The organism is Ruegeria sp. AB5, from assembly GCF_056542645.1.
The window spans coordinates 640,928-662,475 of sequence record NZ_JBQGAE010000001.1 but is presented as its reverse complement, the minus strand read 5'-3'; the positions used below and the strand labels follow the sequence as shown (position 1 = coordinate 662,475).

Sequence of the window (21,548 nt, the reverse complement as noted above, 5' to 3'; positions counted from 1 at the left end):
AACACTAAAGCACGATCAAAGATCCGAAGACTTCAACACCTGCGCCACGGCCTCTCCGAGGCGAAAAGAAATCCCGTCGAACATCTCATCAAAGCCATTAAACAGGGCCGCGTTCAACGCCTGCCCCGTCTCGGTTCTTGAAAAGGCGATATTCTCACGCATCTGCGCTTCTGAAAGGGGTTGGTAGGCCAACAGAAGAAAGGAATACAGCCACGTCGTCGTATCTGCTGCCATCGTGTCTTTTTGCGCCAACAATTCATCCAGCACAGTCTCGTATTCGGCGATGGTATCGCCGTAAAGGCCCAGAAAAAAGTTGTAGTCCGCGCTCAACGCGCCTTGTACGTTCTGGTCGATCAGATCGTTGACCTGAATGTACTCTTCAACCAAATCATACAGAACCCCCTGGCCGTCAGCGTTCTGATAGGCATCCGTAGCCATTTCTTCAATGGCCTCATCGGCAAACGCCTGCCGCGCAGAATTTTCCAACGACACGATGGTCTGACCCAGATCGCTTTCAAAGAACACGATGGCCTGATCCAGCTGTTCTTTTGTCATGCCGTTCGCAAACGCTTCGGTCAGACGATCCTTCATCCAATAGTGGCTATAGATTTTCTGGACCTGCGCCTGAAAAAACGGACCACCTGCCCCGTCCAGCAGGCTTTCTTCAAGCTCGCTTTGATGCACCATACCTTCGTCGATCAAAATCTCGACAATTTGATCCAGCTTCATCGCATGGGCCAAACGCTTGACCCGCTCATTTGCCAGAGCTGGAACGCACCAGAGAAACGACAAACAAAGAGCGAAGGCCAGACGCATCAGATGTCCTGCGCGGGATGAAGCTCGGCCATCCGAGTCGCCAACACCTCGAACCGCATCGCCATGATTTCGTATTGGATGGCGTTCAACAGCTCGTAAACTTCCTGCATGAGCGGCTGTTCCAATGCCTCGACATAGGCTTGGACATCCGCGTCCGAAAAGTCTTTGTACGTGTAAGCAGCACCCGCCAGCGCAGACAGTTGCAGCGACTGCCGCATACCGGCTTCGTTCTGCCTTAGCATCAGACGCAGTTCATCGGCATCCAACTGCAGGTCAATCACACCCGACGCACTTGCCGCCAGCAAAAAGCGCACCTGGATTTCCTGAAGTGCCCGCAGCGCCGTACCACTGGAATCAATCGCCTGGTTCATACGTTTGAAATGCTCAAGGCGCGGGGAACCTTCCTGCACGAGCCCGGCAACAATCTCTTGCCCTTCCCTTTGTTTGGTTTCCTCATCATCGCTCAGGTGCGACGCGTTTTCGACCTCAACCAAACGCTGGCCCAGATCTGAGACATAAAACTCCACTGCGTGCGTCAAAGCCTCTTCGCTCAGGGTTTCTTCAAGGATCGACACAGCGGTCTCATGCATGATTTTGGTGTCGAAAACCTCTTCGGTCAGTCGCGTCCAGTCCGATCCGAAACCGTCTGGGTCGATGCCCAGCATCTGAGGGGCGGAACCCGACGCCAAAGCGATGCTTTCCAGGGCCACGTCAAATCCTGTCGTGGTCAGGAAAGCCTCAATCCGGTCGCGATTGGCAGCGACCGATGGAACAGGCATCAGAATAAGCGCTGCAAGAAGCGCGAGAAGCGGGGAAACAAAGCGGTGTGTTCGATTTTTCATACCCATGAGCCTAGGTGATTTGCAGCCGCAGGCAATGGAAAACCTGACGAATGCAAATTCTGGGAATTTTCTGCTTGCACCCCTGGGCGTTCCTCACTAAATCCCCCCCTCACAGACCCCCGCGGAGAGGTGCCGGAGTGGTCGAACGGGGCGGTCTCGAAAACCGTTGTGGGTGCAAGCCCACCCAGGGTTCGAATCCCTGTCTCTCCGCCACAAATACATGTTAAGAATTTGATTTAAATAACAAATTCTCTAAGTAGAATTCGTATCCCCCAATTTTCCTCCTAAAAAGCAGACAAAAATGTGTGTTAGGCAAGGGAAGGATACCGCGATTGACAATCTTCATCGCAAGGCTCACCACGAATAAGGCCACCATAACGCCACTTGCTTCGGCTGCAGTACCAATTGGCCGTGGCGGCCGAATTTCGCAGGAAGCAGACTTCGCAAAATCTACCTCCAAGCATCCGGCTAAACTGGGATTCGCGCGCGATCTGCGCATCATTCCTGTACGCGCTTTTCAAGGGCCGAGCCCTTGCTCCATAGGACATGAGCTATGCAACAAAGAGGATTGTTACACACTTCATCCGTTTCGCCTTATCGTACAAAAAATTGCTATTTCCGCTTGGCATCCCCAAGGCTCTGGCTGCCAACCAAAAAGCTTCAACCGGGCAATAAAACTGATGATATGCTCGTGATTTTCGCGACCTGAGAGGAATTCACAGTCGAGTCGCGGACGCTATGTTCGCCATTGAATGGCCCCATTGACGCCAAATTTTCAGGTATTCTGTTCGATGGCTGGACAAGGGCGCTTATTGTGCAAACGTTACTAGAATTCTTCCAATATTCGTTGAGTTCACTTTTTGGTATGAATGAGCGTATTGCGTTCATCTACTTAGCTTGCACACTGCTGTTGGCATTTGCTGTGTGGTGGCATCGTGGACAGCAAGGTAGCTTCGTCAAATTCCTTGTTCCCGCCAAAGTCTATACGCATAAATCCAACCTGCTAGACATAAGGTTGTTTTTTGTTTTCAAGGCAATCGGTTTCTTCGGGTTGATGAGCAAGGTTTTCTTTCCTACGACCGTCGCATTTTACATTTTATCATGGCTAACGTGGCATTTCTCGAGCGATTATTCTGCCCCACCGATTAGTTGGCAACGCAGCGCAGTTGCCACGCTGATAATCGTAATGGTGTCTGATTTATGCAAATACTGGGCGCATAGACTGCACCACGAGTGGAAGGTACTCTGGCCATTTCACGCAGTACATCATTCGGCTGACGTGTTGACACCTTTGACCGTGCAGCGAGTGCATCCTGTTGAGCCAATCATTAGAAACTTATTGATAACAGTATTCGTCGGCTTTGCGCAGGGTGTTATTTTGTTTGCCTTGATGGGACGAATTGATCTCTTAACCATCGGCGGCGCCAATGCGATGTATGTTCTGTTCAACATGTTTGGTGCCAACCTTCGCCACAGCCACATATGGCTTAGCTATGGCCGCGTGCTCGAACACATACTTATCTCGCCCGCGCAGCATCAAATACACCACTCGGTTGCAAGTAAGCACCATGACAAAAATTATGGATCAATGTTCGCAATTTGGGATTGGATGTTTGGCACGCTATACATCCCTGAGCAAAAAGAAGAAATTACTTTCGGTGTTTCTGATGGAACAGGTAAACCTATCCCACAACCATATAAGACGCTGCGCCAAGCGCTGCTGAAACCATTCAGTGAAAGCTGGAACGCCCTTGAAAGTGCACGCGCAATCAAAGGCAATGCAACGATCAAGCACCCGCCAGCTACCATGTCGCAAGGATTTTCAATCTGGCTTGATTTCTTGCGTGCTGCTGCCGCTATTACCGTCCTTTTTGGCCATATGGCCCATATTCGCTTTACCAGAGGAGACTACTATTTTCTGCGAGAGATCAATATTGCAAGCGATGCAGTAATCGTGTTTTTCGTCTTGTCTGGTGTGGTAATTGCTTATGCGGCCTCTCGGGATATGACTTTAGAAAGGTTTGCGTTCAAACGGCTTACACGCCTGTGGTCCGTTGTCATACCAGCTCTATTTTTGACGGTATTGTTCGATGCAATCGGCACGCGGGTGAACCCTGAAGCCTATCCGGTAGACTACTACAACCCAGTGCCTGTGTCCGAGATGTTTTTGCGTGGTTTGACTTTCACCAATGAGTGGCAAGGCCTCTGGCAACCTGTCCGACTGGGAACAAATGGGCCGCTATGGTCCCTCAGTTATGAGGTCGGCTTTTACATGCTTTTTGCCGTTGCTTTTTTCCTAAGAGGCGCACTCAGATTGGTTTTGCTTGCAACCTTGGTCTTGTTGGTCGGCTTGCCTATTCTTGCTCTGCTTCCGGCGTGGTTAATGGGTGTCCTAGTTTGGTATGCAGATCAAAAAGCCAAGAGTTCTCCCATGATTGATTGGATGCGCGCGATACTGGGAATTGTTATTCTGGTCGTGTTCAAAGTGGTCAGTTTACCCGAGGCTTTGACAGGGGTCACCACGGATATTTTGGCCCCTTACAATCACCATGCAGTTTTGCGGTACTCGGATGAAGTTCTGTGGAGTATGATTATTGCCTTTGGTATCGCTATCCACCTGAGCGGCGCAAAGAACATCGCTGATCGGAGGGCTTCCAAACCAGAGAGCGCGTTAGTGAGTGCAACTCGTTGGATTGCTGGAGCAAGTTTTTCGATTTATGTGGTGCACTACCCAACTCTGCATCTGCTGGATGCGACTTTGCCTGAGACACTACCCGCCTATGATTTGTGGCTTCTGACGTTAACGTTGGCCGTATGCTTCTGCTTTGCAACAGTCTTCGAACGCCCTTTGAAAAAAATCCGCCACGCAGTTGATCCATATTGGAAAATGGCCGTGGCTCCAACTGAAATTTCTAAACACTCAAGACAAAGCGTTTCAGGTCAACGCCAACAATCACCAACCGCAGAATTTCTGAAGGCAGACCTTGAGTGAACTGAAGGAAACTGAGGCTTTGTCCGAAAAGTTCGTGTTTATCGCACTAGAGGCAATGGGTTCCATTATGCCTGCAATATAAAGTCCTCCACTGAAAAAAAACGACACAACTGCTATAGCCTGTCCACATGTCAGTTGTGTCATCTTGCTGGATACCTAGCGCGAGTCAAAGTCCACTTTACCCTGGATCATAGCCCCTATCTCGCCGGAGCGCAGCGCAGGGAGTGCCCTGAATTGGAGCGCCTAGATTGATATGCCGTCTTGACTTGCCCAATAGGCTTGATAAGGCGCAGGATTGTCCCCAAAGCTCAATTCGTTCACGGTTGCGCGAGATAAGACCTTTTCGATACGTCCCCGCGGTCGGCTGGCGGATTCGGTTTTATCGCCCCAGATAAGCTTGTTAACCGACACGATTTCCGCAACGTCGATGGTTCCCAGCGGCATATGCTCGATCACCGAAATGCGCAAGTATCCAGCGTTGCGGGCTACTACGTGTTGCGTTCTTCACTGAGAAATTCAGAGAGCTTTGCCTCAAGGTACTTCGACAACTCTGCCAAAGCCCGTATCCATTTTTGCTTTGTGTTTCTCAGCTAAGGGATCGCCACTCACAAACGCCTTTGGCTTGCTCTCAACCGCTTGTTCCCGGGCCATCGAGAGCGTGGCCAAAGGGAAGTTCTCGAAGTCGATCTCGCGGTGCTTGCCAGAAATCATGATCCGCTGAATCCAATACTTGCGGGCATCTTTGTCTATTGAAAGAAATAAGCAGTAGCGATTGTTGTTGAACTATTAACCCGGCTTGGTGACGTTTTTGGCAAAGGTTTTTGTCCAGGGTTTGCGTGCTGCCACTATTCTGACTGTTCCGTTTAATCTCACAATTTTGTCCCCTAGTCGCCGCTGAATTTCATCGGAACTCACAAGACTGTTTAGGTTGCTAAATAGAAAAATAACTGTGCAAAAATCTATGTTGTGAATATCTAGAGATTTCTATGGACTATCAATAGGCTGCCTGTCTCTCCGCCACAGTTTCCAGCAAGCGTGCCCAACGACAGCCCGAAATGCGGGACGCTGCCGTTATGGTTGAGAGAGGGGCTGGCCAAGACCCCCTCATCCAGCCCCCCTCACACCGCCCCGCACACTCAACCACAAGTGTGAGGACGATGTTTCCGGCCACGCCCCAGTTCGTTTCACACGGCGCGACCATCCAAGAGCAGAGTCGACGATAAAGCCTCAAAAAGAAGTGAACGCCTTCACAGATTTAAAAAATTAATCCAAATCATCTGAGGTTTCACACGGACCCAGCGCTATAGGCCCCGAAAACGCCGGGCGATACCGGCTGAAAAATTCAATACCCCAATCGATGGAAATCTCCGAACGCTTGGCTCGTTGGCGTGAAATCGCCATGTTAAACGGGCGAGATCAGCGTAGCATGGCCCAAACTTGTATTCTGCTGAGAATTCACAGGAATTCCCCTTTGAGTCCCCCTAGATTCAACCCATCTCGGCGACACCAATTTCCAAAGGAGACTCACATGTCGCGTACTCTTCTCATACTCATCGTCCTCGTTGCAATTGGCGCGGGCGGCTATTTTTACCTAAATCAAACCGAACCAACCCCGGCCGAAAATCTGGAATCGGCGGCAGAAGACGCCAGCGACGCCGTCAGTGAAGCCGCATCCGCCTTGCAGGAATCTGCAAGTGATGCGGTGAATGACGCGACCGAGCAAGCCGGTGAGGCGGCTTCTTCCCTGACCGAGCAAGCCGCAGAGGCGGCTTCTTCCATTACCGACCAAGCTTCTGACGCAGCAGAACAAGCCGGACAGGCGGCAACAGATCTGGCCGATCAAGCCGGTGATCAGGTGGCTGCTCTGACCAATCAGGGGCAAGAGCTGTTCAACTCCTGGGTGCAAGACGGGATGTTGACCGCACAAAGCTTTGACCATGATGCGATGGTTGCATCCGTTCAGGACAGCGAACTGGCGCAGGGTATCAAAGATCAGGTGATCCAGATTTTGAATGACATTCAAGCCGCACCCGAGACCGTTCTGACCAAGGTTCAGGACCTGCAAAAACTATTGACCCAATAGACAACTATCGGGCTGCCATCGCCGGGCGGCCCTTTTACACATGCCGCGACGTCAGAGAATGGCTCGATTGACGCGGCGCAGGGCTTTTGTTTGGCTGCTGGCAAACACTAACCCTGCGCCGCTTTTCTTTTGGGTCATATGGCCACGCAAATCGTGCGCAAGCTGAGGATGTGACACAATGACTGCTTTGCCAACTTCCATGGTCGCAATTGTTCTAAAACATGACGGCTACTCTGGACAGATGACGGGTCCGACGATTCAGGATGCTGGCGAATGGCTGGAACAAGCCGAGCTGCCTGTGCCCGAACCTGGACCGGGACAGGTTTTGATCCGGTTGCGGACTGCCTCGGTCAACCCATCGGATCTGCATTTCATCAAGGGCGAATATGGGCAACCGCGCGTCCAAGGCGCTGCCGCAGGTTTTGAAGGCTGCGGCGATGTGGTTGCAACCGGCAAAGGGGCCGAAGGTCTAAAAGGACAGCGCGTGGCCTTTGTCGCTGCGGGGTCCGGCGCCTGGGCGGAGTATGTCGTGACCCAGATGCAGATGTGCATCCCGCTGCGCCCGGACATCTCGGATGACGACGGGGCGGCCCAGATCGTCAATCCGCTGACTGCAATGGCCATGGTTGATATTGCGAAAGAGGCTGGCGACGCTTTTGTTGTTTCCGCGGCAACAAGTCAGCTGGGCAAACTGATGTGCAGCCTCGGTCGAGACTTGGGGCTGAAGCCGATCGCCCTGGTTCGCCGTACCGAAACTGTTGATATGTTGAAAGAACTGGGGGCCGCCGAAGTTCTGGTGACATCGGATGCGGACGTCACCCGCCAGTTTGCGGATATCAGTGCCAAATTGAAACCGCGCGTATTTCTGGATGCCGTGATGGATCCTCTGTCCGAACAGATTTTCTGCGCCATGCCCAACCGGGCGCGCTGGATCTGCTATGGCAAACTTGGCAGCGAAGCCCCTACCCTGACGCAAACCGGTCAGTTGATCTTTATGAGCAAACAGATCGAGGGGTTCTGGTTAACGAACTGGATGATGAACACCCCGCCTGCCGACCAGATGCGCGTCGTGACCGAGGTTCAGGCGCGGTTCGCCGATGGGCGGTGGAAAACCGATGTGTCCGGGCACCTGACCCTTGATACCCTGATACCCGATCTGGCCGAAGCCCTGAAAAAAAGCGACGGGAAGGTGATGATCACACCGTAGGGATCGACTTTCGCAACAAAAAAAGGGCTCGCCGCGGCGAGCCCTTTTGTCTTTCGGTGTTCGCAGCGAATTAGCGCTTCGAGAACTGGAACGAACGACGCGCTTTGCGCTTACCGTATTTCTTACGTTCCACAACGCGGCTGTCACGGGTCAGGAAGCCAGCGGCTTTCAGGGCGCCACGCAAGCTGGGATCGTACAGCTGCAGCGCTTTTGAGATGCCGTGCTTGACGGCACCGGCCTGTCCGGTCAGGCCACCGCCCTTGACGGTTGCAACAACGTCGAACTCGCCCTCAACACCAGCAATCTGGAACGGCTGGCGCAGGATCAGCTGCAGAACGGGGCGTGCAAAGTACACGTCTTGATCCTTGCCGTTCACGGTGACCTTACCGGAACCCGGCTTGATCCAAACGCGGGCAACAGCGTCTTTACGCTTGCCGGTGGCGTAGGAACGACCCAGTTCGTCACGCACGGGTTCACGCACGATGATTTCTTCGGCCACGGTTTCAACGCCTGCGACGGCGCTCAGCTCTTCGAGAGTATTGATCTGATCAGCCATGGTCATTAGCTCCGGGTGTTTTTCTTGTTCATGGATGCAACATCCAGAACTTCGGGCGCTTGCGCCTCATGGGGATGCTCGGCACCGGCATAGACACGCAGGTTGGTCATAACCTGACGCGACAGGCGGTTGCCCGGCAGCATGCGCTTAACCGCCTGGGTCACGACGCGCTCGGGGTGCTTGCCCTCGAGGATCTGCTGCTTGGTGCGCGACTTGATGCCGCCCGGGTGGCCAGTGTGCCAGTAGAAGTTTTCTTCGCGCTTCTTGCCGGTCATCTGGATTTTGTCAGCGTTGATCACGATGACGTTGTCGCCCATATCCATGTTCGGGGTGAACGACGCTTTGTGCTTGCCACGCAGACGCATGGCGACGATCGAGGCAAGACGGCCCAGAACAACGCCCTCGGCGTCGATCAGGATCCATTTCTTGTCGATGTCTGCAGGTGTTGCAGAAAAGGTTTTCATGGCAGGATAGTCCTGTTTGATGTGAAAGACCGCCCCCTAGGTCGGAGCGGCCCGAATTCGATGGAGGGGGTTTAGACCTACTGAATATGCGGGTCAATACACGCAAACAAGTTTTTTTAAAGCAATTTCAATACTTTATAAATTAGGTATTATTATACCCCACTCTAGACACTGATTTGTTCAGGCGGATTGTCCAACAAGGCCCGCAACCGAAGCATTGCGTCTTCAAATCGTTGCAACGACACATGTCCATTCATCGCGATACGGACCGCATTCGGTGCGCGGCCATCGCGCAAGGCGAACTCATCCGACGATCGCAGTTGTATCCCCTCTCGCTCGGCGGCACGGCTAAAGGCTGCGGCGCGCCAGCCCGAAGGCAGGTGTAGCCAGACAAAGGGGACATCGGGCGCCCAGTTCAGATCAAAGCCGCCCAAAGCGTTCACTGTAACCCGCACATACTCTCCCATTCGTGATCGCACATCCCGTGAAATCTGACGCGTGCGGGGATCCGAGAGCAGAAGCCGGGTCAGTTCGGCCAGCGGTTGCGCCAAGCCAAAGTACCCATATTCGGCCGAGCGTCGTAAATCCACACTGCGCTCTCGCGGGGCAATGGCAAATCCAACCCGCAGCGCCGGTGTCAAAACCTTCGAGATAGAAGAGACGTGCCAGCCCCGCTCAGGTGCCAGCGCGCGATAGCTTGGTTCCTTGGCGTCCCCCATGCGATAACAGTCATCCTCGACGATCTGTACGTCGAATTTCCGCGCGACCTCGACGACTTCCTTGCGGCGCTCCAAAGGCGCGTGCGACCCGGTTGGATTCTGAACCTCTGGCGACACGCAGACCGCCTGCGCTGCGGTCTGGCGCAGAACCTGCTCCATCGCGGCGGGGTCGATGCCCCATTTATCCATTCGAATTCCGATCACGTCTGCCCGCATCAATTCGGCCGCCCGCCGGAACCCGGCATAGGACAAATCCTCGACCATCACCGTGGGCCGGGGGCCTTGTAGAATGGTTTGAAACACAAGGCACAGGCCGTTCTGCCCCCCATGGGTCAAGACAATGTCATCATCGCTCAGCTTGCCCAGCGGCAAGTCGGACAACCAGTCGACCACGGCCTGACGCATGGGTTTGTAGGCATCACGCGTTGGATAATTCATGAACAGGGCCGGATCGGATTGCGCAACCTTTTGCAGACATTCACGGATCAGAGACACCTGCCCCATATCCGCCAGCCGCGGACTGAACAGGCTGACATGATTGGCATTCTGCGCTTCGGCCAGATGCAATTGCCGCGACCAGACATCGTCCAGAATCGGTGCTTTGGGAGGGGCGACAAATGTACCACGTCCGACCTCGGCTTGTAGCAAGCCTTCATCCGTCAGAATCGTATAGGCCCGGGCAACCGTGCCCGGTGTAATCTGCAATCGATACGCCAGTTCCCGCACGGGCGGGAGTTTCGCTCCGATCTCCAAGGTTTTGTTTTCGATAGCTTTTCGTATTGTATCAGCAACCAGAGTGTATTTGGGACCCTTGGCTTTTGGCAGCGTGTCCGGCCAAATTGTATCCATTACAATTCTTCCTTTGCTTTTGACACAATATCGAATGTATCAAGACTTTGTACCGAACATTACAACTTTGTGTCAATACAATTTGAAAGGATCACTGAGATGACACGCACAATGCAAAACCCCGCCCTTATGCTGCTGAACGCCAGCCCCCGGCTGCCGCTGATCGCCGCGCTGGCCGTGCGGTTTGCAGCTGCGGTCACTCAATGGGAACGCCGCCGGCGCAGTCGCATCAATCTGGGTTATCTTGATGATCGCCTGTTGAAAGACGTCGGACTGTCCCGCCCACAGGCAAACCGCGAAGTCAAACGGTACTTCTGGCAGCTTTAGGATATCCCCAGTCCCATTTAGGGACCTCTTCCTAGGCCGGGGCTTGCCCCGGCCCTTTTTCAACCAAAACTGGCCGCGGCAGAGCCTTCTGGTGGGATCGAATAGGTCATGCTGGCGCGCGCCACGGGTTTGTCGGACCCTTCGGAATAGATCAGCACATCGCCGACGGCCAGACTGCGCCCTAGCTTCAACAAGCGACACTCGGCAAGCAAGTCTTTGCCACCTTCGGGCTTGCGTAAAAAATCCAGTGAACTGTTGGTGGTTACAGCCAGCGATTGACGCCCTTTGCGTGCCAGAACCATGGCATAGACGCAGACATCCGCCAGACCGAACATCGACGGGCCCGAAACTGTACCCCCTGGGCGCAAATGACGCTCTTCCACAACCAGACGCATGGTGACGCTGTCTTCCTCCAGCGCCTCGACGACAAAATCCTTGTGGACCTGCGGAAACACCTCAGCAAGGTATTGCGACAGTTCGTCTTTGCTCAGGGCCAATCCCATACTTCCCCTCCTTCACGTCCCGCCCTAGAGTTGGCCCAAGAGCCAGCAGGAGGGCAAGATGGCAATTTTGGAACGTAACGACACAGGTGCCATCGCGCGGCTGCACATGAACGCGCCCGAGCGGCTGAATGCCCTGAGCGATGAAATGCTGGCGGCGTTGCAATCCGAATTTGACACCTTGCGCAAAGATCGCTCGATCCGGGCCATCGTGCTGTCTGGCGAGGGCAAGGCGTTTTGCGCAGGCCACGATCTGAAGCAGATGACTGCGGGGCGTCAGGCCGAAGATGGCGGCAAGGCTTATTTCCAGGACTTGTTCAACCGCTGCGCACAGATGATGATGTCGATCCAGTCCCTGCCCCAGCCTGTCATCGCACAGGTCCATGGCATTGCCACAGCCGCCGGCTGCCAACTGGTCGCCACCTGTGATCTGGCGGTCGCGGCCGAAGGGACACGATTCGGCGTGAACGGAGTGAACATCGGCCTGTTCTGCTCGACGCCGATGGTCGCGCTCAGCCGCAATATCGCCCGAAAACAGGCCTTTGAGATGCTGACCACCGGCAGCTTCATCTCGGCCGAACGCGCGCAGGAACTGGGACTGATCAACAGGGTGGTGCCCGAAATGCTGCTGGAACATGAAACGCTGAACCTGGCGGGTCAGATCGCCGACAAGCTGGGCGTGGCCGTCAAAATCGGAAAAGAGGCGTTCTATCAGCAACTTCAGATGCCGCTGGAGCAAGCGTATTCCTATACAGGAGAGGTAATGGTGCAGAATATGCTGCACCGCGATACCGAAGAAGGCATTTCCGCGTTTATCGAAAAACGCACCCCCGATTGGCCTCAGTAAGGCTATTATTCTGAACATTTTTCACCACTGTTTTCATTTTTGCACTTTTCAAAAGGGCGACACTGTGGCAATGCTGGGACGAGGCTGAGGCCTCAGGTACACTTTTGGGTCGCCGTGGGCGGAAGGTCCCTCCAAGCTGGTTTCTCTCACTGGCGCAGACATTCCCGCAGCGGCGACCCCAAGACCCTCATAAAAACCATGCCAACCTAGCGGTGCTCAGTTGCGCCCGCGTGACCTCTGCCCTATGTGGCAGCGCATGACACAGAAATTGCATATCGTGGGCGGCGGCATGGCCGGGTCCGAGGCCGCATGGCAGGCTGCGGAAATGGGCGTGGACGTTGTGATCCACGAAATGCGGCCAACTGTGGGCACCTTTGCCCACCAAACCGGCAATCTGGCTGAGATGGTGTGCTCGAACTCGTTCCGCTCGGATGACGACGAACAAAATGCCGTAGGCCTGCTGCATTGGGAGATGCGTGCCGCCGAGAGTCTGATCATGACAACCGCAGATGCCCACCGTCTGCCGGCAGGCGGGGCGCTGGCCGTGGACCGGGATCCGTTTGCCGAAGACGTCACGGCCAGACTGCACGCGCATCCACGCGTTAGGGTGACCGATGAAGAAGTCACAACGCTTCCTGATGACGGTCACTGGATCTTTGCCACCGGCCCTCTGACCTCGGCCAAGCTGGGAAACGCCATTCAGGCTGAAACTGGGTCGGACGCGCTGGCCTTTTTTGATGCCATAGCACCGATTGTCTATGCCGAGAGCATCGACATGAGCAAAGCGTGGATGCAATCACGCTACGACAAGGGCGAGACCGAAGAAGAGCGGACCGCCTATCTGAACTGTCCGATGGACCGCGACCAGTACGAGGCGTTCATTGATGCCCTGCTGGCTGCGGACAAGACCGAATTCCATGACGGCGAAACCGCGGGATATTTTGACGGCTGTCTTCCTATCGAGGTGATGTCGGAACGGGGGCGTGAGACCCTGCGCCACGGACCTATGAAACCCGTTGGTCTGACCAACCCGCATCAGCCGGATATCAAGCCGCATGCCGTGGTTCAGTTGCGGCGGGACAACGCCCTGGGTACGCTGTTCAATATCGTCGGCTTTCAGACCAAGATGAAATACGGCGCGCAGACCGAAGTGTTCCGCATGATTCCGGGGCTGGAGAACGCCAGCTTTGCACGTCTTGGTGGCATTCATCGCAATACGTTCATCAACTCGCCAACTCTGCTGGACGCACAGATGCGGTTGAAATCAAAACCCAACATCCGCTTTGCCGGTCAGATCACCGGAGTTGAAGGCTATGTAGAAAGTGCGGCAATGGGTCTGTTGGCAGGTCGTCTGGCCGCGGCCGAGATTTTGGGTCGCAGTTTGCCCCAAGTGCCGCAAGACAGCGCAATGGGCGCTTTGATCCACCACATTACAGGCGGGGCCGAGGCCAAGACATTTCAGCCCATGAACGTGAATTTCGGTCTGTTCCGCCCAGTTGACGGCCTGAAAGGCGGTCGTCGCGGACGCAAGGACCGTTACAAAGCCTACACGGATCGTGCAAAAGCCGAATGGACCAACTGGCTTTCCGAAAGCTAGCTGGACGTCGTGCAACCCGGCAGCGTAACATGCGGGTATGAGTGACAAGTTCTTCAAAGACACATACGGTCTTGAAACACCGGAAGATACCCAAGCGCACTACCAGAATTGGGCCGCGACGTACGAAGACTCGGTTGCGGAACAGGGCTATGCCACGCCGGGCCGGGTCGCTGACGCGTTATGGTCCCATCTGCCTCAAGCGCAAATTCCTGTACTGGATTACGGCTGCGGCACCGGCCTGTCTGGCCTTGCCCTGCGTGCTGTTGGCTTTGAAGTGATCGACGGTATCGACCCCACGCCCAACATGCTGGAAGAAGCAAGGTCCAAGGGTGTATACCGAACGCTTGTCAATCTGGATATTTCTGACCCTGCGCCTTTGAAACAGGACGCTTATTCAGCCATCACCGCGATCGGCGTGATCGGCGCAGGAGCCGCTCCACCTGAGACTCTGGACCTGTTGATGCGCGCCCTTCCAAAAGGCGGTATGCTGGCATTTTCATTTAATGATCATACTCTTGAAGATCGATCTTACACCGCACGTCTGAATGATTGGCTGGATATGGGGGCAGCCCGTCTGCTGTTTCGGGAATATGGCCCGCACTTACCTGGCCTGAACATGAAGTCAGACGTCTACGTCCTAGAAAAAACGTGACTTTCACCACCCGTTTCGCACCATCCCCAACCGGTCCCCTCCACCTTGGTCACGCGTATTCGGCGATTCTGGCCTACGACATGGCAGTTGCCCAACACGGCACCTTCCTTTTGCGGATCGAGGATATCGACCGGTCCCGCGCGCGGTCGTACTGGGAAGAACAGATTTATGAGGATCTCGCCTGGTTGGGTCTGAGTTGGCCCAAGCCTGTCTTGCGGCAATCAGATCGTCTGGACGTTTATGAACAGGCGCTGGATGCGCTTTGGGCACGTGGACTTCTGTACCCGTGTACATGTAATCGCAAAGATATTGCCGCTGCCGCCAGCGCGCCTCAGGAAGGGGTATCTCTGTACGGTCCGGACGGCATCATCTATCCCGGCACCTGTCGAAATACACCAGAGCGACACCGTGCTATGCGCCCCACTGACAGTCCGCTTCGTCTTGATATCAAAAAAGCGGCGCAAGCTGCCCTTCGCTTGGGCACAGGCGCCTTTTTTGAGTTCGGCAGCGGGCCGGATGGTGAAACAGGACAGATTTCTTTCACCGCAAATGAGTTGGGCGCCACAATAGGCGATGTCGTTCTGTCAAGGCGGGGTATGGGGACGTCCTATCACCTTTCCGTCGTGATGGATGACGCAGCCCAAGGAGTCACGTGCGTGGTGCGCGGTCAGGACCTGTTCGAAGCCACGCGCATCCACGTCCTGCTGCAGACTTTGCTGGACCTACCCACGCCCGAGTATTTTCACCATGACCTGATCAGGGACGGCGCCGGGAAACGGTTGGCGAAACGCGACGACGCCCGTGCCATCGCAAAATACCGGGCCGAGGGCACCACGGCGCAAGACATCCGGGCGATGGTCGGTCTCTGACCTACTCCATCGGAGACATCAGTTCGACTTCACCACCATCCTGTACAGCCGTATAGAAGCAAGTCCGCCGGTTTGTGTGGCACGCTGCACCGGTCTGGCGCACCAGAACCAGCACGCAGTCCCGGTCGCAATCAAAGCGAAAATCCACCAGTTCCTGCACATGTCCCGAGGTTTCGCCTTTGATCCAAAACGCCTGGCGCGAACGCGACCAATACGTCACGCGACGCGTTTCCAGCGTGCGCTCAACCGCCTGCTGGTTCATCCAGGCCATCATCAACACTTCGCCCGATGCCTCGTCCTGTGCGATGGCGGGGATCAACCCGGCTTCGTTGTATCTCAGATTTGATGGATCAAATGTGACGGTGTCAGACATGACAAAAACCTTTTGCATCCCGGAGGCTGGCCACTATGTATGGGGAACACGCAACGAGGGAAAGCCATGAGTGGCGATAACGACCTGATAAAGCTCTATTCCGGACGCATCCTTGCGCTTGCCGCGGATATCCCACATCTGGACCGGCTGGAGAACCCCGATGCGACGGTCAAGAAACGCTCACCGCTGTGCGGCTCGACCGTGACCGTTGACGTGAAAATGCAGGATGGGCGCGTCAGCGCTTTCGGGCAGGACGTCAAGGCCTGCGCCTTGGGGCAGGCTTCGGCTTCTGTGGTCGGTGATGCGGTGATCGGTGCAACGCGGTCGCAGATTGAGACAGCCCGCGATCAACTGAAGGCAATGCTGAAAAGTGACGGCCCTGCCCCGGATGCCCCATTTGACGGGCTTGAGGTGCTGATCCCTGCGCGCGACTACAAAAATCGTCACGCCTCGATCATGCTGGTGCTGGAGGCCACTGCCGAAGCCATGGAGCAGGCCGAACAGGCACATTGCGCGTAAACGTGGTGTTTCAGCACAAACCAGTGTAATTTCACCCAGAATTCCGTGGAGTGCTGGGTGTGAACAATCTGCTCGAACATTTTGTGACGTTGTGGGTTGTCATTGACCCGATCGGTACAATTCCGGTCTTTATCGCTGTAACGGCAGGTCTTGAGGCCGCAGCACGGCGCAAGACCGCGATGCTGGCGGCATTGATAAGCGCCGGGGTATTGCTGTTTTTTCTGGTGTTCGGACAGCTGCTGATCGAAGCGCTGGATATTGGCCTGAACTCGTTCCAGGTTGCCGGAGGCATAATCCTGTTCCTGTTTGCGCTGACAATGATCTTTGGTGAAAGCAAACAGGATGTCGAACAGCGTGCTGCCGAAGATGACAAGGAAGACAAGATCCACGCCCACAACCCCGCGATTTTTCCGCTTGCGGTGCCATCACTGGCCTCACCCGGGGCGATGCTGGCCGTGGTGATCTTGACCGACAACCACCGTTACAGTGCGGCTGATCAGGGGATCACGGCGCTGGTGATGCTGTCGGTTCTGGTTATCGCATTTGTCTTGATGTTGCTGGCCGAACCGATCATTCGTCTGATTGGCCACTCCGGTGCGGCAATCATCAGCCGCGTCATGGGAATGATCCTGGCCTCGGTGGCGGTAAACTCTGTTCTCTCGGCCATGCTCGAAATCATCAGAACCGGCCAGCTATAAAAAAGCCGCCGCACCTTTCGGGCGGAAAGGGCGGCGGCAGGCAATGCGTTTCTCGTGTGGGGTCCGGGTCACCGCGCGGGGCCGAGGCATGGCCCCTCAAGGGGTTTGGGACAGGCAGGTCACCCTTGAACGTATTGGGGATGACAGGCGCGGGCTATTCGGCACGAGAGCGCAGGCAGAAAGGCTTAGAATCCAACCGGAAGGTGCAAGGCCACCATCAGTATGACCACTAAAGATGCTACACCCGCCGCATCCTGCAGAATTGTCGATTGCGAACGACTGAAGACGGTCTTGATCTGGGTCAACATTGGGTCACCTCCGGTCAGGGATTTAATCTTTTGTTGACCTTTTGTTCTCATATTTCCCCGAGTCGGTAAAGAACTTTTTAAGAACATTTGTGAACTTTTTAGCGACAAAAATGCTAACCCACTGAAATCAAACGAATTGCCTTATCCTGCCTCATCAACCAAAGAAGAACACGCGCAGCCTTGCCGCGGTTCGAGGTCAGTTTGGGGTCGCCGTTCAACAATGCGCGTGCATCAGATTGCGCAATGGCCATCAATCCCGCCTGGCGCTCCAGGTCCGCGATGCGGAACTTTGGCAGACCGGATTGCGCCGTGCCGATCAGATCACCGGCCCCACGCATTTGCAGATCGGTCTCGGAAATACGGAACCCATCTTCGGTCTCTCTGAGAACCTCCAGCCGCTTGCGGCCGCCCTCGCTCAAGGGGGGTTGATACATCAGCAAACAGGTTGATTCTGCCTCACCACGTCCAACACGACCGCGCAACTGGTGCAATTGGGCCAACCCAAAAATCTCAGCCCGTTCAATGACCATGATAGAGGCGTTGGGTACGTTGACGCCAACCTCGATCACGGTCGTTGCCACCAGAACCTTTGTTTCGCCGTTCTGGAACGCAGTCATCGCCGCGTCTTTTTCGGTCGGTGGCATCTGCCCGTGCACCAATCCGACAGTGCCTTCGCCAAGAATGGCACGCAGACGTTTGAACCTTTCTTCCGCCGCCGTCAGGTCGGACACTTCGGATTCGTCGACCAGAGGGCAAACCCAGTAACACTGCCGCCCCTCGGCTATGGCCCGTTGCAGATGTGCGATGACCTCGTTCATACGGCCCGTGCTGACAATTGCCGTCTTGATCGGCTTGCGACCGGGCGGCTTTTCGTCCAGCACCGATACATCCATGTCGCCGTACTGCGCCAATGCCAGACTGCGCGGGATCGGTGTAGCGGTCATCACCAGAACATCTGCACCCTGCCCCTTTTCTGACAGTTCCATCCTTTGACGGACCCCGAAACGGTGCTGTTCGTCGACAATCGCCAGACGCAGGGTATTGAACGCCACATCGCTCTGGAACACCGCATGGGTGCCGACGAGAATCTGAATGTTCCCTGTTTTCAAAGCTTCGAGTTTTGCGCGCCGCTCGGCACCTTTGTCGCGCCCAGTCAGAATGTCCAAAACCACCCCGGCCTCTTCTGCCAGTGGTCGCAACCCCTCAAGGTGCTGACGCGCAAGAATCTCGGTCGGAGCCATCATCACCCCTTGCCCGCCAGCCTCAACCGCCACAAGCAGCGCCATGAACGCGACCAAGGTCTTCCCCGCGCCCACATCCCCTTGCAATAGTCGGTTCATACGCGACTCCGAGGCCATATCCGACGCAATTTCGTCTATGGCGCGGGTCTGCGCGCTCGTTGGACGGTACGGAAGGCTGGTCAGAACCTTCGACTGCAAGGCACCCGTGCCGATGCTGACAATTCCGCGCGATTTCCGTTCACGTTGTCGCGCCAGAGCCAGCGTCAGCTGATGCGCCAATAGCTCATCATAGGCCAAACGCTCTCGTGCCGGAGAAAACGCGGCAACATCATCCGCGCCTTGCGGGTTGTGCGCAGCTTGGATGGCGTCATACCACGCGGGCCAGTTCCGGGATCTGACCTGTGTTGGGTCGCTCCACTCAGCCAATTCAGGTGCCCGTGCCAGGGCGCTGCGGGCGGCTTTGAACGCCGTCTTCTGTGTGACCCCTTGCGTCAGGTGATACACCGGCTCGAATTCGGGGATATCCTCGGCCTGCTCGACCGGCAGCATGTGGTCGGGATGCACCATCTGCGCCATCCCGTCGAACAGTTCCAACTTGCCCGAAATCACCCGACGCGATCCTTCTGGCAGGACTTTCTTCAAATAGTCAGCCCGCGCGTGGAAAAAGACCAGCTGGAAGTCGGCCTGACTGTCTTCGACATGGATCCGATAAGCTCCGCCCTTGTTCCGAGGCGGTCTATGGGTCCCAACCGTCACCTCTACAGTCAGAGTTGACGGCAGATCGACCCCTTGAATCGTTTCACGCCTGCGCCGGTCGACCACCGCATAGGGCAGACCAAACAGCACATCCCGGGGGCTTTCGATCCCGGTTTGCGTCAGGGCCTGTGCCGTTTTCGGGCCGACCCCCTCCAGAGTTTCAAGCCCCGCAAAAAGCGGGAACAACTGCTCGGGTCTACCACTCATGCGCCGTCGATCAGCTGCAACCAGCCATCCTCATCCAGCGTTTCGATACCCAGTTCTGCGGCCTTCTTCGCCTTAGACCCTGCACCGGGCCCGGCGACCAGAAGATCGGTTTTCTTGCTGACCGAGCCTGATACCTTGGCCCCCAACGCCTCGGCCCGGGCCTTGGCCTCTGCCCGGGTCATCTTTTCAAGCGTCCCGGTGAAGACCACCGTCTTACCCGCAACCGGACTGCCCGAGGTGTCCGGGCGTTTCGCTTCTTCCACGTGCAATTGCGCAACCAAGGCATCAATGCTCGCCCGTTCGGCCGGTTGCGCAAAAGCGGAAACCAGCGCGCGGGCCATGACGTCTCCGACACCGTCGATGCCCAGCAAATCCTCCCATTCGGGGCCTTCAAAATCCACGGCGGCGGCGACGGCTGCCTCGAACTCGACCCATGTGCCATAATGGTTCGCGATCAGGTTTGATGCCGCCTCGCCCGTATGGCGAATACCCAAGGCAAACAGCAATCGTCCAAATCCGATCACGCGCTTTTCATCTATCGCCGCCCAAAGATTTCCAGCGCTTTGCGCCCCCCATCCCTTGCGGTTGGCCAGCTTGTTCAGATTGGCCGCGTCGCGCTCTTGCAGAGTGAAGATATCGACCGGTGTTTTGATGGGCAGATCCGGATCATCATAGAACATCTCAATCTGTTTCGCGCCCAGACCTTCGATGTCAAAGGCTTTGCGAGACACGAAATGTTTCAATTTCTCAACCGCTTGGGCGGGACAAATCAGGCCGCCTGTGCAGCGCCTGACGGCGTCCCCTTCTTCCCGGATCGCGTCACTGCCACATTCGGGGCATGTCGTCGGAAAGTCATAGGGCGCCGCATCTGTGGGGCGTTTCGAGATATCGACATCTGCAATCTTGGGGATCACATCGCCGGCTCGATAGACCTGAACCCAGTCACCGATACGGATATCTTTTCCATCCCGGATCGTACCGCCCTTGGCATCACGGCCCGCAATGTAGTCTTCGTTGTGCAGGGTCGCATTCGACACGACTACACCCCCGACCGTGACCGGATGCAAACGGGCGACAGGGCTGAGTGCACCGGTGCGACCGACCTGAATGTCGATCGCCTCCAAACGGGTCCAGGCCAGTTCGGCGGGGAATTTATGTGCGATGGCCCACCGCGGCGTGGTCGATCGGAACCCCAACCGGGCTTGCAGCGCAAGGTCGTCGACCTTGTAGACCACACCGTCAATATCGTAGCCCAACGTCGCGCGTTGCGCTTCGATTGACCGATAGTGCGACAACAGCTCATCCGTGGTTTTACACAGCTGTGTCAGCGGGTTGATTAAAAACCCGAAGCCCTGCAGACGTTCAATCGCCCCATATTGGCTTTCCGCCAACGGCTCGGACAGTGCACCCCACGCATAGGCAAAAAACCGAAGCGGGCGCGCGCGGGTGATTTCCGAATCCAGTTGCCGCAACGAGCCCGCTGCTGCGTTGCGGGGATTGGCAAAAGCTTTGCCACCGGTGTCCGCCTGCCGCGCATTGAGCGCTTCGAAATCCGCGTGGGACATATAGACCTCACCTCGAACCTCAAGAATATCCGGGGCGTTTTCGATCTGCTCCGGGATGTCCGAGACGGTTCGAGCGTTTGCGGTGACATTCTCACCCACTTCGCCATCGCCGCGCGTGGCGGCCTGAACCAGTTTGCCCTGCTCGTAGCTCAGTGACAGCGACAATCCATCAATCTTGGGTTCGGCGGTGTATGCCAATGGCATATCGGCAGTCAGCCCGAGATACTTTCGAACCGATCGATCAAAATCCGCTACATCCTCGTCATCGAAGGCGTTTCCCAAGGACATCATGCGCACCGCATGCGTCACTTTGGAAAACCCGTCAGCCGCCCGGGCACCAACTTGCTCGGATGGGCTGTCCGAACGTTTCAGCTGCGGAAACCGTTCTTCGATGGCGGCATTGCGTCGCTTCAAGTCGTCGTATTCGGCATCGGAAATCTCGGGGGCATCTTCGGCATGGTAAAGCCTGTTTGCACGCATGAGCAGCTCTGCCAGACGCGCGAGTTCTGTCCGCGCCTGATCCTCGGTCAGGTCTGCTGTCGAGATGGTATTGCTCATGGC

Annotated in this window: 21 protein-coding genes, 1 tRNA gene and 1 pseudogene; 12 read left to right on the top strand and 11 right to left on the bottom strand. The window is 55.7% G+C overall.

What is annotated here, in order from left to right; genetic code table 11:
- Positions 1–15: 15 nt before the first annotated feature.
- Positions 16–816, bottom strand: coding sequence for a DUF2059 domain-containing protein (locus tag ACR0L4_RS03350; protein ID WP_480510570.1), 801 nt, complete (start codon positions 814–816; stop codon positions 16–18).
- Positions 816–1,664: a DUF2059 domain-containing protein gene (locus ACR0L4_RS03345; RefSeq protein ID WP_480510568.1), complete on the bottom strand. Its 849-nt coding sequence runs from the start codon at positions 1,662–1,664 to the stop codon at positions 816–818. The genes ACR0L4_RS03350 and ACR0L4_RS03345 overlap by 1 nt, the downstream gene beginning before the upstream one ends.
- A 117-nt stretch (positions 1,665–1,781) precedes the next feature.
- Between ACR0L4_RS03345 and ACR0L4_RS03340 the strand changes: the two genes are divergently transcribed.
- From ACR0L4_RS03340 to ACR0L4_RS03330, 3 genes are all read left to right on the top strand, one after another.
- Positions 1,782–1,871 (top strand) — tRNA-Ser (locus ACR0L4_RS03340).
- Positions 1,872–1,990: 119 nt separating this feature from the next.
- Complete coding sequence (locus tag ACR0L4_RS03335; RefSeq protein ID WP_170748796.1) at positions 1,991–2,353, top strand: hypothetical protein; 363 nt, start codon at positions 1,991–1,993, stop codon at positions 2,351–2,353.
- Positions 2,354–2,406: 53 nt separating this feature from the next.
- Positions 2,407–4,650, top strand: a complete 2,244-nt coding sequence (locus ACR0L4_RS03330) for an acyltransferase family protein (protein ID WP_480510566.1) — start codon at positions 2,407–2,409, stop codon at positions 4,648–4,650.
- Positions 4,651–4,893: 243 nt separating this feature from the next.
- On the opposite strand, the gene ACR0L4_RS03325 is transcribed toward ACR0L4_RS03330, so the two are convergent.
- A complete protein-coding gene (locus ACR0L4_RS03325; protein ID WP_170748794.1) occupies positions 4,894–5,106 on the bottom strand; it encodes a phage integrase central domain-containing protein in 213 nt (70 codons plus the stop codon).
- Positions 5,107–5,181: 75 nt separating this feature from the next.
- Complete coding sequence (locus ACR0L4_RS03320; RefSeq protein WP_480511135.1) at positions 5,182–5,400, bottom strand: hypothetical protein; 219 nt, start codon at positions 5,398–5,400, stop codon at positions 5,182–5,184.
- Positions 5,401–6,178: 778 nt separating this feature from the next.
- Here ACR0L4_RS03320 and ACR0L4_RS03315 point away from each other — a divergent pair.
- On the top strand, positions 6,179–6,733 hold the full coding sequence (locus ACR0L4_RS03315) for a hypothetical protein (RefSeq protein WP_480510564.1): 555 nt from the start codon (positions 6,179–6,181) through the stop codon (positions 6,731–6,733).
- A 178-nt stretch (positions 6,734–6,911) separates the two neighbouring features.
- Positions 6,912–7,940, top strand: a complete 1,029-nt coding sequence (locus ACR0L4_RS03310) for an alcohol dehydrogenase catalytic domain-containing protein (protein ID WP_480510562.1) — start codon at positions 6,912–6,914, stop codon at positions 7,938–7,940.
- Positions 7,941–8,010: 70 nt separating this feature from the next.
- On the opposite strand, the gene rpsI is transcribed toward ACR0L4_RS03310, so the two are convergent.
- From rpsI to ACR0L4_RS03295, 3 genes are all read right to left on the bottom strand, one after another.
- Positions 8,011–8,496: a 30S ribosomal protein S9 gene (gene rpsI, locus ACR0L4_RS03305; protein WP_480510560.1), complete on the bottom strand. Its 486-nt coding sequence runs from the start codon at positions 8,494–8,496 to the stop codon at positions 8,011–8,013.
- A gap of 5 nt (positions 8,497–8,501) precedes the next feature.
- Positions 8,502–8,960: a 50S ribosomal protein L13 gene (rplM, locus tag ACR0L4_RS03300; protein ID WP_281994631.1), complete on the bottom strand. Its 459-nt coding sequence runs from the start codon at positions 8,958–8,960 to the stop codon at positions 8,502–8,504.
- A 164-nt stretch (positions 8,961–9,124) separates the two neighbouring features.
- Positions 9,125–10,528: an aminotransferase-like domain-containing protein gene (locus tag ACR0L4_RS03295; RefSeq protein WP_480510558.1), complete on the bottom strand. Its 1,404-nt coding sequence runs from the start codon at positions 10,526–10,528 to the stop codon at positions 9,125–9,127.
- Positions 10,529–10,627: 99 nt separating this feature from the next.
- Between ACR0L4_RS03295 and ACR0L4_RS03290 the strand changes: the two genes are divergently transcribed.
- Complete coding sequence (locus ACR0L4_RS03290; RefSeq protein ID WP_480510556.1) at positions 10,628–10,855, top strand: DUF1127 domain-containing protein; 228 nt, start codon at positions 10,628–10,630, stop codon at positions 10,853–10,855.
- 59 nt (positions 10,856–10,914) lie between these two features.
- On the opposite strand, the gene ACR0L4_RS03285 is transcribed toward ACR0L4_RS03290, so the two are convergent.
- Positions 10,915–11,358, bottom strand: coding sequence for a PaaI family thioesterase (locus ACR0L4_RS03285; protein ID WP_170748787.1), 444 nt, complete (start codon positions 11,356–11,358; stop codon positions 10,915–10,917).
- Positions 11,359–11,407: 49 nt separating this feature from the next.
- Between ACR0L4_RS03285 and ACR0L4_RS03280 the strand changes: the two are divergent.
- From ACR0L4_RS03280 to gluQRS, 4 genes and pseudogenes are all read left to right on the top strand, one after another.
- Positions 11,408–12,202: pseudogene (locus ACR0L4_RS03280) on the top strand (enoyl-CoA hydratase); the annotation flags it as partial.
- Positions 12,203–12,458: 256 nt separating this feature from the next.
- The gene (gene trmFO / locus ACR0L4_RS03275; protein WP_480510554.1) at positions 12,459–13,799 is read left to right on the top strand and encodes a methylenetetrahydrofolate--tRNA-(uracil(54)-C(5))-methyltransferase (FADH(2)-oxidizing) TrmFO; all 1,341 of its coding nucleotides are present in this window, start codon (positions 12,459–12,461) and stop codon (positions 13,797–13,799) included.
- Between the two features lie 37 nt (positions 13,800–13,836).
- Positions 13,837–14,451, top strand: coding sequence for a class I SAM-dependent DNA methyltransferase (locus ACR0L4_RS03270; protein ID WP_480510552.1), 615 nt, complete (start codon positions 13,837–13,839; stop codon positions 14,449–14,451).
- On the top strand, positions 14,448–15,320 hold the full coding sequence (gene gluQRS, locus ACR0L4_RS03265; protein ID WP_480510550.1) for a tRNA glutamyl-Q(34) synthetase GluQRS: 873 nt from the start codon (positions 14,448–14,450) through the stop codon (positions 15,318–15,320). The genes ACR0L4_RS03270 and gluQRS overlap by 4 nt, the downstream gene beginning before the upstream one ends.
- Position 15,321: 1 nt before the next feature.
- Here gluQRS and hisI read toward each other — a convergent pair whose 3' ends face one another.
- A complete protein-coding gene (hisI, locus tag ACR0L4_RS03260) occupies positions 15,322–15,711 on the bottom strand; it encodes a phosphoribosyl-AMP cyclohydrolase (protein ID WP_480510547.1) in 390 nt (129 codons plus the stop codon).
- A 48-nt stretch (positions 15,712–15,759) separates the two neighbouring features.
- Between hisI and ACR0L4_RS03255 the strand changes: the two genes are divergently transcribed.
- Positions 15,760–16,212: an iron-sulfur cluster assembly scaffold protein gene (locus ACR0L4_RS03255; protein WP_480510545.1), complete on the top strand. Its 453-nt coding sequence runs from the start codon at positions 15,760–15,762 to the stop codon at positions 16,210–16,212.
- Between the two features lie 59 nt (positions 16,213–16,271).
- On the top strand, positions 16,272–16,910 hold the full coding sequence (locus ACR0L4_RS03250) for a MarC family protein (RefSeq protein WP_170748780.1): 639 nt from the start codon (positions 16,272–16,274) through the stop codon (positions 16,908–16,910).
- A 421-nt stretch (positions 16,911–17,331) separates the two neighbouring features.
- Here ACR0L4_RS03250 and recG read toward each other — a convergent pair whose 3' ends face one another.
- Both recG and ligA read right to left on the bottom strand, forming a co-directional pair.
- A complete protein-coding gene (gene recG / locus ACR0L4_RS03245) occupies positions 17,332–19,422 on the bottom strand; it encodes an ATP-dependent DNA helicase RecG (protein ID WP_480510543.1) in 2,091 nt (696 codons plus the stop codon).
- Positions 19,419–21,545 (bottom strand): NAD-dependent DNA ligase LigA, encoded by a 2,127-nt coding sequence (gene ligA, locus ACR0L4_RS03240; RefSeq protein ID WP_480510541.1) that lies wholly within the window; start codon positions 21,543–21,545, stop codon positions 19,419–19,421. Before ligA ends, recG begins: the two co-directional genes overlap by 4 nt.
- Between the last annotated feature and the right edge of the window lie 3 nt (positions 21,546–21,548).

Coding starts and splice junctions, on each gene's coding strand:
- ACR0L4_RS03350 (WP_480510570.1), bottom strand. CDS start 816: ATGCGTCTGGCCTTCGCTCTTTGTTTGTCGTTTCTCTGGTGCGTTCCA.
- ACR0L4_RS03345 (WP_480510568.1), bottom strand. CDS start 1,664: ATGGGTATGAAAAATCGAACACACCGCTTTGTTTCCCCGCTTCTCGCG.
- ACR0L4_RS03315 (WP_480510564.1), top strand. CDS start 6,179: ATGTCGCGTACTCTTCTCATACTCATCGTCCTCGTTGCAATTGGCGCG.
- ACR0L4_RS03310 (WP_480510562.1), top strand. CDS start 6,912: ATGACTGCTTTGCCAACTTCCATGGTCGCAATTGTTCTAAAACATGAC.
- rpsI (WP_480510560.1), bottom strand. CDS start 8,496: ATGGCTGATCAGATCAATACTCTCGAAGAGCTGAGCGCCGTCGCAGGC.
- rplM (WP_281994631.1), bottom strand. CDS start 8,960: ATGAAAACCTTTTCTGCAACACCTGCAGACATCGACAAGAAATGGATC.
- ACR0L4_RS03295 (WP_480510558.1), bottom strand. CDS start 10,528: ATGGATACAATTTGGCCGGACACGCTGCCAAAAGCCAAGGGTCCCAAA.
- ACR0L4_RS03290 (WP_480510556.1), top strand. CDS start 10,628: ATGACACGCACAATGCAAAACCCCGCCCTTATGCTGCTGAACGCCAGC.
- ACR0L4_RS03285 (WP_170748787.1), bottom strand. CDS start 11,358: ATGGGATTGGCCCTGAGCAAAGACGAACTGTCGCAATACCTTGCTGAG.
- trmFO (WP_480510554.1), top strand. CDS start 12,459: ATGACACAGAAATTGCATATCGTGGGCGGCGGCATGGCCGGGTCCGAG.
- ACR0L4_RS03270 (WP_480510552.1), top strand. CDS start 13,837: ATGAGTGACAAGTTCTTCAAAGACACATACGGTCTTGAAACACCGGAA.
- hisI (WP_480510547.1), bottom strand. CDS start 15,711: ATGCAAAAGGTTTTTGTCATGTCTGACACCGTCACATTTGATCCATCA.
- ACR0L4_RS03255 (WP_480510545.1), top strand. CDS start 15,760: ATGAGTGGCGATAACGACCTGATAAAGCTCTATTCCGGACGCATCCTT.
- recG (WP_480510543.1), bottom strand. CDS start 19,422: ATGAGTGGTAGACCCGAGCAGTTGTTCCCGCTTTTTGCGGGGCTTGAA.
- ligA (WP_480510541.1), bottom strand. CDS start 21,545: ATGAGCAATACCATCTCGACAGCAGACCTGACCGAGGATCAGGCGCGG.